The following is a 13,374-nucleotide window of genomic DNA, read 5'->3' as shown; positions in this document are numbered from 1 at the left end:
AAGAACGATTACAGGAGGTCGCGGGTGAGTCGTCCGACGATCGCTGGGGTGGCCCGGGCGGCGGGGGTCTCGGTGGCGTCGGTGTCGCGGGTGCTGAACGGGCTGCCGGCGACCGAGGAGATGATCGAGCGGGTGCAGCGGGCGGTGTCCGAGCTCGGGTACGTACCGGACTCGCGGGCACGCTCCTTGAAGGTCGGGCGGACCTTTCAGTTGACGCTGGCGGTCGCTGATGTCGGTAACCCCGTGTACGTGACGATGATGCGGGCGGTCGAGGAAGTCGTTTCCGCTGCCGGGTACCGGTTGGTGGTCACGACGACCGGTCCGGAGGTGGTGGACGAGGTCGCGCTGGTACGGGGGATGGCGCGCGGGTACGCCGATGGGCTGCTGATCAGCCCGATCCGGGTCGACGAGGATCTGGTGAAGTCGATCCGTGAGTGCGAGGTGCCGGTCGTTGTCGCCGGTAGCGTCCCGGCCAAGGCCGGCGTCGACACAGTCCGCGCGAACTCCCCGAAGGGCATGCTGCTCGCCGTCGACCACCTGGCGTACTGCGGCCGAAAGCGCATCGCCTTCCTGAACGGCCCCGCCGACACAGTCCCCGGCGCCGCCCGCGCCAAAGGCTTCGCCGAGGCTCTCAAAGTCCACAACCTCCAGCCCGTCGCACTCGCCGAAGCAAGCGACTTCACTTTCAGTGCAGGACGTGCAGCTGCCGCCGAACTACTGACCGCCGGCAGGCTGGCTTCCAGCCAGTCCTCCCGGCGGCGAGGTGGCGCCCAGCCAACCCCCACCCCCGGAACCAACGCGGGCGCCACCACCTCTCGCACTGACGGCGGCGGCACCACCTCCCGCACCGATGGGGACGCCACCTCCCGCACCGGCGGGGACGCCACCACCTCCCGCACCAGCGGGGACGCCACCGCCTCCCGCACCGGTGGGGACGCCGCCGCCTCTTCCACCGGCGGGGGCGTCATCGCCACCCGCGTCGGGCGGGGTACCCACGCTTCCCGCACTCAGGGCGTTGGGTTCGACGCGGTGGTTTGTGCGAATGATTTGTTGGCGGTCGGGTTGATGCATGAGTTGGCGGCTGTGGGGTTGAGGGTTCCGGATGATGTTGCTGTGGTTGGGATGGATGACAGTGAGTTGGCTGAGCAGAGTTTTCCGCCGTTGACGAGTGTGAATCTGGGGTCCGCGGAGCGTGGCCGGCGGGCCGCGGAGTTGCTGTTGGCAAGGATTGAGGACAACGACCGGACGCCTCGGCGGATCGTCGTCCAGCCGTCCCTGAGCCTGAGGGGATCGACCCCATGATGGCCTCGATCACCGCCGCGGCGAAGGCGAAGAACTCCCGGAACAACTCAGGAAAACCGAGGCAGAACCGGGAAGCGATCCTGCTCTTCCTGCCCGCGCTGCTCCCGGTGCTGATCCTCAGCGTCTACCCGCTGATCCGCGGCATCGCGCTCGGCTTCACCGACGCCCGCGCCGGCCTGAACGTCCAAACCAACTTCATCGGCTTCGAGAACTTCTCCAAGCTGCTGCACAACAACCTGTTCTGGGACTCGTTCCGGATCGGCGTCATCTGGACCCTTTCGGTGACGATCCTGCAGTTCGTCGCCGCCCTCGGTCTGGCCCTGCTGCTGAACGCCGACCTCAAGTTCCGCGGCGTCGCTCGTACGCTCGCGCTGATCCCCTGGGCGATGCCTCCGGTCGTCGTCGCGATCATGTGGCGCCTGCTGCTGCACCCGACGAACGGCCCGGTCAACGAGATCCTGCTCAAGCTGCACTTGACCGACCAGCCGATCAACTTCCTCGGCGATTTCAGTACGGCCTTGCCGGCCGTGATCGTGGTCGGAATCTGGGTCGGCATGCCGATGACCACCGTGACCCTGCTGGCCGGACTGCAAAGCATCGACCGCAGCCTGTACGAAGCGGCCGCGGTCGACGGCGCCGGCGCGTGGAGCCAGTTCTGGAACATCACCCTGCCGCAGCTCAAGACCGTGATCGTCGCGATCACCAGCCTCGACATGATCTGGAACTTCAATTCATTCGGACTCGTGTACGTGCTGACAGCCGGCGGCCCAGGCGGAAAGACCATGCTGCCGATGCTGTTCGCGTACAACGAGGCCTTCCGCTACGGCAACTTCGGGATGGCCGCCGCGATGGGTGACGTGATGGTGGTCATCATCATCTTGTTCCTGTTCTTCTACCTGCGGAACCGCCTGCGGAGCGAAGCATGAGAACCCGTCCGGCCACCCGCGCCCTGCAGTACGCCGCCGTCGTGGTGTACCTGATCTTCCTCGGCTTCCCGTTGCTCTGGCTGATCTCCAGCTCATTGAAGTCGCCGCAGGAGTTCGCCAGCATCACGCCGAGCCTGCTCCCGAAGCACGCCAGCTTCTCCAACTACACCGACGCGCTGAGCGAGCAGGGCCTGGTCCGCGGTCTCGGCAACAGCCTGCAGATCTCCATCTACAGCACGATTCTGGTACTGATCGTGGCGCTCCCGGTCTCGTACGCGTTGGCGCGCTTCCGCAGCAAGCTCCGCCCGTTGACGAACGGCTGGATCCTGGTCAGCCAGGTGTTTCCGGTGATCCTGATCGTGATCCCACTGTTCATGATCCTGCGCCCGCTGCACCTGACGAACACGATCCCCGGCGTGGTGATCGTGTACATGGTCTGGTCACTCCCGTTCGCGCTCTGGATGCTGCAGGGGTACGTCGCCGCCGTACCGCGTGAACTGGAAGAAGCCGCCGCGGTCGATGGCGCGAGCCGGTTGCGGACCATCGTCTCGATCGTGATGCCGCTGCTCAGGCCCGGCCTGATCGCGACCGCGATGTTCACCTTCATCTCGGCGTGGAACGAGTTCTTCTTCGCCCTGGTCCTGCTTCAGGACCCAGAGCTCAAAACACTCCCGTTGGTCCTCGCCCGCTTCGTCGGTGCCGAAGGCCAAGTGCAGTTCGGCCCGCTCGCCGCCGCCTCAGTCCTGGCGACCGTGCCCAGTCTCGTGTTCTTCGCCTTCCTCCAGCGCCGGCTGACGTCCGGTCTGCTGAGTGGCGCAGTCAAAGGTTAGGAGAGGTAATGAAGAAGGTATTGACCGCGTTGCTCGCGGCGGGCGCCCTGGTGACGCTCGCGGCGTGCGGGGGCAACAGCAACGACAGCGGCTCGGGTTCCGGGTCGAACGAGAAGGTGACGCTCAAGTTCCAGAGCCTGGCCTTCCAGAAGACCACGGTCGCGGCGACCAAGAAGATCGTCGCCGACTGGAACGCGGCGAACCCGAACATCCAGGTCGAGTACGTGCAGGGCAGCTGGGACTCGGTGCACGACCAGCTGGTCACGCAGTTCCAGGGCGGTACCGCGCCGGACATCATCCACGACGAGTCCGCCGACATCACCGGGTTCATCAACCAGGGGTACCTCGCGGACATCTCGAAGTACCTGAGCCAGGAGACCAAGGACGCCGTCTCGCAGGGCGTCTGGGACACGGTCTCCAAGGACGGCAAGGTGTACGCCGCGCCGACCCTGCTCCAGTCGTACGTGGTGTTCGCGAACTCGAACCTGCTCAAGCAGGCCGGGATCACCGCGACCGGTGACTCGCTCAGCTGGGACGACCTGGCCGCGGACGCCAAGAAGCTGACCGCGGGCGGCAAGTACGGTCTCGGCTGGGGCCTGAAGAGCCCGACCGCGACGATGCTGAACCTGGGCCTGAACTACGACGCGAAGTTCTTCGACGGCACCGGTCAGGACGCGAAGGCGGTCATCGGCGACGCCGAGCTCGAGGTACCGAAGCGCATCCACGCGATGGCGTACACGGACAAGTCGATCGACCCGACCTCGCTGACGCAGAGCGGCTCGGACGTCCTGCCCGGGTTCTACGCGGGCAAGTACGGAATGATCGTGGCCGGCAACTATGTCGCGCAGCAGATCGCCGAAGAGGCGCCGAAGGGCTTCCAGTGGGAGGTGCTGCCGCCGCTGAAGGGCACCAGCACCAAGCAGGCCGCGAACCCGCAGACCCTGTCGGTACCGGCCGAGGGCAAGCACATCGAGCAGTCGGCGAAGTTCATCGACTACTTCATGAAGGCCGAGAACCTGGCCGCGGTCGGGCAGGGTGACTGGCTGATCCCGACCACGCAGGGCGCCCGCGACGCGATCCAGAAGGCCACCGGTGGCAAGAACGGCTGGCAGCAGACGCTTGCCTCCGGCACGGAGTTGACGAAGGCGCCGTTCCAGAGCGTGCAGAACTACCCGAAGTGGAAGGACCAGATCGCGACGCCGGCGTTCCAGGAGTTCCTGGCGAACAAGACCGACCTCGCGGCCCTGGGCAAGAAACTGAGCGACGGATGGGGTCAGGTCAACCAGTGACGTCCTTGCTCGAAGAGAAGGCGACCGGCGTCCTCGTCGGCTCCGCGGTCGGTGACGCGATCGGTGGGGCCGTCGAGGGCTGGACCCCGGAGGCGATCCGGGAACGGCACGGCGGCTGGGTGACCGGCATCGTCGGCCCGTGGTACGAGAACTGGCGGACGGCGCGCCCGATCGCGCCGTACCACAAGGGCGACGGCCACATCACCGACGACACCTTGATGACGCACGCGCTCGTCGAGGTGTACGACGAGCGGCGCGCGCACCTGGATGCGTACGCGGTGGCCGAATCGCTGGTCCCGAAGATGCTGAACGGTCCTCGCTGGGTGCCCGAACTCGAGGCCGACGCCCTGCTGCTGCAGCGGGTGTTCCTGGCCGAGAAGTGGCTCGTCGCGCGGCTGCACTACGGCCACGTCGATCCGCGTGAGGCGGGCGTCGGCAACATCGTCAACTGCGGTGCGGCGATGTACATGGCGCCGGTCGGGATCGCCAACGCGGGCGATCCCGAAGGGGCGTACGCCGAGGCGCTGGACGTCGCCGGCGCGCACCAGTCGAGCTACGGGCGGGAGGCGGCCGGCGTGTTCGCGGCCGCCGTCGCCGCCGCGATGATCCCGGGCGCGACCCCCGCGTCCGCGGTCGGCGCGGCCCTCGGCCTGGCCAAGGACGGCACTCGGAGGGCCGTCGAGGCGGTGGCCGAAGCGGCCCAGGGCGTGACCGACTGGGAGCAGGCCATTCCGGTACTCCGGAAGGCGATCGAGCCGTACGACACGGTCGGCCCGAACTACCGGGAGCTGTCCATGGACGCGCGCCGGCCGAGCCGTACCAAGGCGATCGAGGAACTTCCGGTCGCGCTCGGGTTCGTACTGGTCGCCGAGGGAGATGTCCGGCGGGCCGTGCTGGGAGGTACGAACTACGGGCGCGACGCGGACTCGATCGCGTCGATGGCCGGCGCGATCACCGGTGCGTTGAGCGGCCGGGCCGGCGTACCGGACGAGTGGGCCGGTGAGATCGCCGACGCCAGCAAGACCGACCTGGAACAGCCGGGCCGGGTGATGGCGTCGGTGGCCAAGGACATCCGTACGGCCGACGCTGCGCGCTGGGCGGAGCGTACGGCCGCCCTGGATGCACTGGTCTGAATGTCAGTTGTGCCACGCCTCGACTTCGACGATCCGGGAGTACCCGTGATCGTTGGAGTCGTGGATGACGAGCTGGATCGCGTCCACCGCGACCGGCGTGAAGGTGACGGTCACGCGGCCGGTTTCGTTGCCGCGGACCTCGCCGACCGTCGTCCGTTGGGCACCGGTGCGGACCTGAACGTCGAAGTCGCGGATGCCCATCACTGCAGCCGGATACTTGGCCGAGTCGAGGGTTTGCAGGACGACCCGGCCGACGGTGGTCGGCTGGACGAAGCCGACGCCGTACGTGTCGGGGAACACGCCCTTCGTGTTGTCGTGCCAGCCGCTCGCGCCCCACTGAGCGGAATCGGCGTTGCCGTCGACGCCGCCACAGAGCCGCATGTTGCCGTTGGTCGAGGACGCGACGGCCTGCTCGCCGAGGAGCAGGTTGTCGCGCGCCGGCACCGGTTTGACGATGACCGGAACCTTCAGCTGCTTCTTGTCGGCGCTCAGAGTTACCGTGTGAGTGGCCGGTGCGGTGCCGCGGGGGACGGTGATCTCGAGCGGCGCCTTCACCAGCTGGTTGACCGGGAGGTAGCTGGAGAACTGGTGACGGGAGATGGTGAGGGCCGGGTCGGCGGCTATGCGCATGTCTGCGACCGTGGATTTGCGGCCGGTGTTGGTCATGCCGAGGGAGAGCTTGCCGGACGGGAAGCAGGGGAGTGGGACGACCTCGACGGGTTGTGGGGTGGCGCTGAGCTCGATCTGGTTGTTGCTGCTGGCAACAGAAACAGCCGGCACGACGAGAGCGAGCGGCACCGCGAGGAGAGCAGCCGAGCGTCGGAGCATGATCGGATCCGTTCTGATGAGATCGGGGCGAGCGACGTCGCGATGGGGTCAGACGATGCCGGGGCGGTTGTTCTCGACGACCAAGGTGGCGCGCGTGGACGCCGTACCGCCGGGTGTGGTGACGCGGTCGACGATGCGGAACTGCGACGTCCACTGGGTCCGATCCAGCCGGCAGCTCAAATACCCGCGCTGCACGTTCTGGAACTTGACATGCGGATTCTCCGCCAGCAAGGCCCGCCCGGTGCTGTCGACGTTGACCCCGTCCTTCCCGGACGAAATCGACGTGGTGACAAACTCGCTTCCGATCACCGGCGTACTCGGATCGGCGAAGTTCACCCGCAAATCCGACGCCACGCTGCGATGCAAATCACCAGTCAGTACGACAAAGTTCCGTACGCCCCGATCGCGTACGCCCGACAAAACCCGGTCCCGGGACGCGGTATACCCGTTCCAGGTGTCCATCGGGAGTTCGAGCTCCGGCCCGGTCTTTCGATCGAGTTGCGCCATCGCGACCTGTTGCGCGACAACGTTCCACCGACTGGTCGACCGGCCCAGCGTGTCCAGCAACCACCGCTCCTGTGCGTCGCCCGTGATAGTGCGAGCCGGATCGGCGGATACCTCATCCGGCGGCAACCACCCGCCCGTACTGGTCTGATCGTCGCGGAACTGTCGCGTATCCAGAATGCTCAGATCAGCCGTACGCCCGTACCGGAGATGCCGATGCAACCGGATCGACGGACCGTCGGGGCGCTGATCGAGACGCAGCGGCATGTGCTCCCAGTACGCGCGGAAGCCGTTGGCGCGGCGGACCAGGAACTCGTCGTAGGGCAGCCCGTCCTCGGACACGTACCCGGCCCAGTTGCCTTCCACTTCATGGTCGTCGAGCGTCACGATCCACGGCGCGGCCGCATGCGCTGCCTGCAAATCGGGATCGGTCTTGTGCAACGCGTACCGCGCCCGGTACTCGTCGAGCGTGAAGATCTCGCCCGCGAAGTCGACCGGCACCTGCTGGTTGCGTACGCCCGCGGCCGGGCCGACACCGACCTCGTAGATGTAGTCGCCGAGAAAGAGCACCACGTCGTGATCGCGCCGAGCCACATCCTGGTACGCGGTGTAGAACCCGTCGTAGAAGGCCTGGCAAGACGCTACGGCCATCGTCATCGCGGGTTCGTCGGACAGTGCCGGCGCGGTGCGCGTACGCCCGACCGGACTGATCTGCCCGGCCGCGCGGAAACGGTAGAAGTAGTGCCGCCACGGTTGAAGCCCGCGGACGTCGACGTGCACGGTGTGCGCGTACTCGGGGCGCGCCTGCGCGGTGCCGCGACGGACGACGCGGCGAAACGTCTCGTCTTCTGCGACCTCCCACTGCACGGCGACAGCGCGGTCGTCCATGCCGCCGAACGGTTCGAGCGGACCTGGTACGAGCCGGGTCCAGATCACCACGGCGTCCGGCAGCGGGTCGCCGGATGCGACCCCGAGAGTGAACAACGGCCTTTTGTCGGTGCGATGCGGTATTCCTACTGCATTGGCGAGGTCGGGGAGGTTTCCGGTGAGAGCGAGCGCGGCGGCGGCGCCGGTTGCGGTCAGAAAACTGCGGCGGTTGACCATGAGTGTGAGTATCGGTCCGCGCTGACAGAACGAACCAGGCACGCGTTTCGCCTGGCGCAACAAGGGAAGGAAGAGCAGCGATGAGAATGACCTGGGTGCAACCGGAGGACCTCCTCCCGCACCAACTGGTCCAGGCCCGGTCCGAGGGTGTGGACGTCACCGACGTCCAGGCTCGCTGGCTGGCGGCAGGGGGTACGACGGACGCTCCGGTGTCCGGCGCCTCCAGTGAGCCGGCCGCACCGGCGTTGCGGGCACTTGCCCGAGAGCTGCTCGACGTACTCGACGCACGCACCGCGGAGTGGCATGCGCCGGAGATCCCCGAGCTGCCGTCGCTCGGTGCGCCCGTCGAGCTAGAGCAGCGGACGCTGAACGCGTGGCTCGGTCGCGCCGCGGGCAACTTGCTCGGCAAGCCGGTGGAGAAGATTCCGCGCGCCGGCATTCGCGAGATCCTGACCAGTTCCGGGCAGTGGCCGTTGGCGCAGTACATCACCGCGGTCGGCGTACCGGACGAGGTGCAGCAGCGCTGGCCGTGGAACCGGCGGTCGAAACCGACCAGCTTGCGTGAGGTCATCGACGGGATGCCCGAGGACGACGATCTCAACTTCGCGATCCTCGCGCTGGTGATGATGGAGCGGTTCGGGCCGGAGCTCAGCACCGAGGATGTGGCGCAGACCTGGCTGAACGATCTGCCGGCCGGGCGCGTGTTCACCGCCGAGCGTGTTGCCTACCGCAACCTTCTCGAAGGCGTCGAGCCGGCCCGGGCCGCGGTCGTCGGGAACCCGTTCCGGGAGTGGATCGGCGCGCAGATCAGGACCGATGCGTACGGCTGGGCGCATCCGGGCGACCGCACCGCCGCGGCGCGGATCGCGCTGGTCGACGCGCGCTTGAGTCACACCGGTGCCGGTGTCGACGGTGCACTCTGGGTGGCCGCGATGTCCGCTGCCGCGCTGGTCGTCGACGATCCGGTCAAGGCCGCAATTGCCGGTCTGGACGTGATCGATCCGCAAGGAGCGATCGCGCGGGCGGTGCGTTTCGGTCTGACCCTCGCGGACGCCGGCCTTGACGAGGCGCTGGACGCGTTGCACGCCGAGTACGGCGATCTCCATTGGGTGCACTCCGTGAACAACAGCGCACTGACCGCGTACGCGCTGACTGCTCCTGATTTTGCCGGTGCGGTCGGCCGTGCGGTGATGGGCGGCTGGGACACGGACTCGGCCGGTGCGACCGTCGGGGCGGTGTTTGGTGCCACCCGTGGGGTTCCGGCAGAGTGGTCCGCACCGCTGGACAACCGGATGGCCACGAGCCTGCCGGGAATGGACCAGATCGCGATCGACGAGCTGGCGCGCAGGACTGTGGAGGTGGCCCGGGGTGGAGCCTGATATCGAGGTTGTGGTGGTCGGCAGCGCGAATGTGGATCTGGTGCTGCCGGTGCAGCGTATTCCGCGGCCGGGGGAGACCGTGCTGGCCGGGGAGCTGAGCCGTGGTCCGGGTGGCAAGGGCGCGAACCAGGCGGTCGCGGCGGCACGGGCCGGGGCGCGGACGGCGATGGTCGTCGCGCTCGGTGCCGACGAGGGCGGCGACTTGTTGCGGGAGGCCCTTGGTGGTTCGGGAGTCGATCTCTCGCTGGCGACCAAGAGCAAGACCCCGACCGGTACGGCGATCATCACGGTCGAGGAAAGCGGTGAGAACTCGATCGTCGTGGCGCCCGGGGCGAACGGTGAGCTGACGTTGTCGCCGGAGTCGCTGACCGCGATCGGCGCGGCGAAAGTCGTCCTTTCCCAGTTGGAGATCCCGTTCCCGGTTGTGCAGGCGGCGGCCGCGGCGTCCACGTACTTCATCCTGAACGCGGCGCCGGCGGCCGAGCTCGCGGACGAGTTGCTGGCCGAGGTCGATCTGCTGGTGGTGAACGAGACCGAGGCCGAGGCGATCGCTGGTCCGGACCGGTCCGCGCTGCTGGCGAAGGTGCCGGCCGCGGTCGTCACCCTCGGCGGGGCCGGCGCGGTGATCCTGACCCGGGACGCGGCCGAGATCGCGGTGCCCGGAGTGCCGGTCGACGTCGTCGACACGACGGCTGCGGGCGATACGTTCTGCGGGGTGCTGGCGGCGACACTGGCCGGTGCTCTGGCTAACGCGTCAGCTAACGACTCGATCACGGCAGCCGACCTGACGAACGCGGTCCGACGCGCTAACGTTGCTGCTTCATTGAGTGTTCAGGTGGCGGGGGCGATTCCCTCGGTGCCGCACGGGGATGCAGTCGACGCGCGTTATGCGGAGGTATACCTGTGAATCCGCTCGAACCCCGGCCCATCGACCTTCCGGCGACGGTCGACCTTGGGCCCGGGGCAGATCTGTCCGTCCTGGACGACGCCAAGATCCTCGGTGCACCGGAGGACCCGGCCGAGCTGCCGCGCTGGCGGGCCCGGCTCGCCGAGTGGCGGTACGGCGCCTTCGAACGGACCCGGTACGACGGCTCGCACTACGACGAACCGGGCCGCGAATGGACCCAGACCGCGTACTCGGTGGCGCTGGTCTGGCTCTGGGACGACCTGCTGTACGACGTCGAGACCGGGAAGTTCACGCCGGAGAAGTTCGTCCGGCACGGTGTCGCCGAGTTCGGTGGGCATGACGCGATCGTGCTCTGGCACGCGTACCCGGTGATCGGGATCGACGACCGGAACCAGTTCGACTTCTACCGGGACGTGCCCGGGCTGCGGGAGCTGGTCGACGACCTGCACCGGCTCGGCCTGAAGGTGTTCTTCGACTACAACCCGTGGGACGTCGGGACTCGTCGCGCGGCCGGTTCGGACCCCGAGGAGTTCGCCGCGCTGGTCAGTGACTACGCGGTCGACGGCGTGTTCCTGGACACCCTGAAGGAGGGCGACCCGGCACTCACCCGGGCGATCCGGCAGGCGAATCCGGCGATCGCGCTGGAGGGCGAATCACGGTTGCCGATGGCAAGGATCAGCGATCACGCGCTGTCCTGGGCGCAGTGGTTCGCCGACACCCGCGCGCCCGGTGTGCTGCGCGCGCACCTGTTCGAGCGCCGGCACATGATGCACCACACCCGCCGCTGGAACCGCGACCACAGCGACGAGCTGCAGTCCGCGTGGGTGAACGGCGTCGGCCTGCTGGTCTGGGAGTCGGTGTTCTCGGCGTGGGTCGGCTGGAACGCCCGCGACCGCGCGACGCTGCGCCGGATGGTGACCGCGCAACGTGCGTTCGCGCCGGTGCTGATCAACGGCGACTGGATTCAGCTGACGCCGGAGATCCCGGAGAAGGCGCGCGAGCACGGTGTGTACGCCTCCCGGTTCGACTTGGCGGACATCACCTTCTGGACGCTGGTGAACCGTGCGGACGAGGATTTCGACGGCATCGTGCTGCGCTCGGAAGATCAGGTCGGCGACTGGTACGACGTGACGTCCGGTGTTCCGATCACAGCGGACGACGACGGCGTACACCTGGTCGTGCCCGGCCGTGGTGTGGCTGGGATCGTCCGGGTCGGCGCGACGGCCGGTGAGTCTTGCCGGGCGACGGCGCGCCGGTTGGGCACGCTGCCGCGGCCGCATGTTGCCGATTCCGCGTTCCCGATGCGGCCGGCCGAGCGGGTGACCGTGCCTGCGCTTTCCGGCGCGGCTGAGCTGGGCCGGACAGTCGACGTACCGGCGGGGGAGCGGACGCTGACAGTTCGCCATCGGCGGCGCGAGACCGGGCTGTACGACACCGCGCCGTACGTGGAGGAATGGAAGCCGCTGCCGCCTCGGCTGCACGACCTCCAGACGCTGACGCGCGAGGTTTCGTTGCCCGCGATCTCGGTGGCGGTCGCGGAGGTGACCAACGCGGAGTACGCGGAGTTCCTGAGCGCGACCGGGTACCAGCCGCTGGTGGCGAACCGGTTCCTGAAGCACTGGGTCGACGGCGCTCCGGTGCCCGGGACCGAGGATCAGCCGGTGACGTACGTCGACCTGGCGGACGCCCGTGCGTACGCGGAGTGGCGTGGTGGGCGGCTGCCGACCGAGGACGAGTGGCAGGTCGCGGCCGGAGTGGACGGCTTCGGCCGGCTCGAACCCCTGGTGTGGAACCTGACCGAGAGCGAGCACCGTGACGGTCGCAGCCGGTTCTGCATCCTGAAGGGCGGCTCGCACTACGTCGCACAGGGTTCCGACTGGTACGCCGACGGCGGACCGCAAGAGCCGGAGGTCAGCTTCAAGCTGGTACTGACCGGTGGCGGACTGGACCGGTCGGAGAACATCGGCTTCAGGTGCGCGGGATGAGACCTGCCGCGCTTGACGGTGTGAAGGTGCTGGAGGCGGCGACGCTGTTCGCGGGACCGCTGGCAGCCACCTTCCTCGGCGACTTCGGTGCCGACGTCACGAAGATCGAGCACCCGTCCCGTCCGGACGCCGCGCGTACACATGGCGCGTCCAAGGACGGCGTCGGGCTGTGGTTCAAGACCCTCGGCCGGAACAAGCGGCTCGCCACGCTGGACCTGTCTCGCGGGCGGGACGTGTTCCTCTCGCTGGTCCGCGAAAACGATGTGCTGGTCGAGAACTTCCGGCCGGGCACGTTGGAGCGGTGGGGACTCGGGCCGGACGTGCTGCTGGCGGCCAATCCGCGGTTGGTGATCGCGCGGGTGACCGCGTTCGGCCAGGTCGGTCCGTGGTCGCGGCGGCCCGGGTTCGGATCGCTGGCGGAGGCGATGAGCGGGTTCGCAGCCGTCACCGGTGAGCCGGACGGTCCGCCGACGCTGCCTCCGTTCGGGCTGGCCGATGGCATCACCGCGCTCGCCACCGCGTACGCCGTGCTGGTCGCGTTGCGCGAGCGGGATCGGTCCGGCGAAGGCCAGGTGATCGACATGGCGATCATCGAGCCGATCCTGATGATGCTGGGCGGTGGCATCACGGCGTACCAGCAGACCGGGTACGTGCAGCCGCGGCTCGGGAACCGGTCGTCGAACAACGCCCCGCGGAACGTGTACAAGACGCTGGACGGCCGCTGGGTGGCTGTGTCGACGAGTTCGCAGAGCATCGCCGAGCGGGTGGTGACGCTGGTCGGCCGGGCGGATCTGGTCGCGCAGCCGTGGTTCGCGACCGGGCGGGAGCGGGCCGAGCACGCCGACGAGCTGGACGAGGCCGTCGGTTCGTGGATCGCTTTGCGCCCGCTGGCCGACGTGATGGCCGAGTTCGAGAAAGCCGAGGCGGCGGTCGGTCCGGTGCATGACATCCGCGGCATCGTCAGCGATCCGCAGTACGCGGCGCTCGGGACGATCGTCAGCGTGGACGACGACGAGCTCGGCGGACCGGTCGAGATGCAGAACGTGTTGTTCCGGCTGTCCGAGTCGCCGGGTTCGATCAAGTGGGCCGGCCGGCCGCACGGCGCGAACACAGCTGAGGTGCTGGCCGAGATCGGCGTGACGCCGGACCAGCTCGCGGCGCTGCGGGCTGCCGGAGTCGTCTAAGGG

At 68.2% G+C, this 13,374-nt stretch carries 11 protein-coding genes; 9 read left to right on the top strand and 2 right to left on the bottom strand.

The window, feature by feature from the left end; genetic code table 11:
• Positions 1–24: 24 nt before the first annotated feature.
• Genes ABD260_RS04975 through ABD260_RS04955 form a run of 5 tightly spaced genes read left to right on the top strand, consistent with a single transcriptional unit; the run spans position 25 to position 5,480 of the window.
• Positions 25–1,302: a LacI family DNA-binding transcriptional regulator gene (locus ABD260_RS04975; RefSeq protein ID WP_344232123.1), complete on the top strand. Its 1,278-nt coding sequence runs from the start codon at positions 25–27 to the stop codon at positions 1,300–1,302.
• Positions 1,299–2,228, top strand: a complete 930-nt coding sequence (locus ABD260_RS04970; RefSeq protein ID WP_344232122.1) for a carbohydrate ABC transporter permease — start codon at positions 1,299–1,301, stop codon at positions 2,226–2,228. The genes ABD260_RS04975 and ABD260_RS04970 overlap by 4 nt, the downstream gene beginning before the upstream one ends.
• Positions 2,225–3,058, top strand: a complete 834-nt coding sequence (locus tag ABD260_RS04965; protein ID WP_344232121.1) for a carbohydrate ABC transporter permease — start codon at positions 2,225–2,227, stop codon at positions 3,056–3,058. Before ABD260_RS04970 ends, ABD260_RS04965 begins: the two co-directional genes overlap by 4 nt.
• An 8-nt stretch (positions 3,059–3,066) precedes the next feature.
• On the top strand, positions 3,067–4,347 hold the full coding sequence (locus ABD260_RS04960; RefSeq protein ID WP_344232120.1) for an ABC transporter substrate-binding protein: 1,281 nt from the start codon (positions 3,067–3,069) through the stop codon (positions 4,345–4,347).
• Positions 4,344–5,480, top strand: a complete 1,137-nt coding sequence (locus tag ABD260_RS04955) for an ADP-ribosylglycohydrolase family protein (RefSeq protein WP_344232119.1) — start codon at positions 4,344–4,346, stop codon at positions 5,478–5,480. Before ABD260_RS04960 ends, ABD260_RS04955 begins: the two co-directional genes overlap by 4 nt.
• A 3-nt stretch (positions 5,481–5,483) precedes the next feature.
• On the opposite strand, the gene ABD260_RS04950 is transcribed toward ABD260_RS04955, so the two are convergent.
• Positions 5,484–6,308, bottom strand: a complete 825-nt coding sequence (locus ABD260_RS04950) for a hypothetical protein (RefSeq protein ID WP_344232118.1) — start codon at positions 6,306–6,308, stop codon at positions 5,484–5,486.
• A 48-nt stretch (positions 6,309–6,356) separates the two neighbouring features.
• Positions 6,357–7,916: an alkaline phosphatase D family protein gene (locus tag ABD260_RS04945; protein ID WP_344232117.1), complete on the bottom strand. Its 1,560-nt coding sequence runs from the start codon at positions 7,914–7,916 to the stop codon at positions 6,357–6,359.
• An 80-nt stretch (positions 7,917–7,996) separates the two neighbouring features.
• Here ABD260_RS04945 and ABD260_RS04940 point away from each other — a divergent pair, with 80 nt between their 5' ends.
• The 4 genes from ABD260_RS04940 to ABD260_RS04925 are packed head-to-tail and all read left to right on the top strand — an operon-like array spanning position 7,997 to position 13,371.
• Entirely contained in the window at positions 7,997–9,295 is a 1,299-nt protein-coding gene (locus ABD260_RS04940) for an ADP-ribosylglycohydrolase family protein (protein WP_344232116.1), read from the top strand.
• On the top strand, positions 9,285–10,202 hold the full coding sequence (locus ABD260_RS04935) for a ribokinase (protein WP_344232115.1): 918 nt from the start codon (positions 9,285–9,287) through the stop codon (positions 10,200–10,202). The genes ABD260_RS04940 and ABD260_RS04935 overlap by 11 nt, the downstream gene beginning before the upstream one ends.
• A complete protein-coding gene (locus tag ABD260_RS04930; RefSeq protein ID WP_344232114.1) occupies positions 10,199–12,187 on the top strand; it encodes an SUMF1/EgtB/PvdO family nonheme iron enzyme in 1,989 nt (662 codons plus the stop codon). Before ABD260_RS04935 ends, ABD260_RS04930 begins: the two co-directional genes overlap by 4 nt.
• Positions 12,184–13,371, top strand: a complete 1,188-nt coding sequence (locus ABD260_RS04925; RefSeq protein ID WP_344232113.1) for a CaiB/BaiF CoA transferase family protein — start codon at positions 12,184–12,186, stop codon at positions 13,369–13,371. Before ABD260_RS04930 ends, ABD260_RS04925 begins: the two co-directional genes overlap by 4 nt.
• The last annotated feature ends 3 nt before the right edge of the window (positions 13,372–13,374 follow it).

The sequence above is a fragment of the Kribbella hippodromi genome, from assembly GCF_039531045.1.
Taxonomy (GTDB): Bacteria; Actinomycetota; Actinomycetes; order Propionibacteriales; family Kribbellaceae; genus Kribbella; species Kribbella hippodromi.
This window is presented reverse-complemented; position numbering and strand designations above follow the sequence as displayed.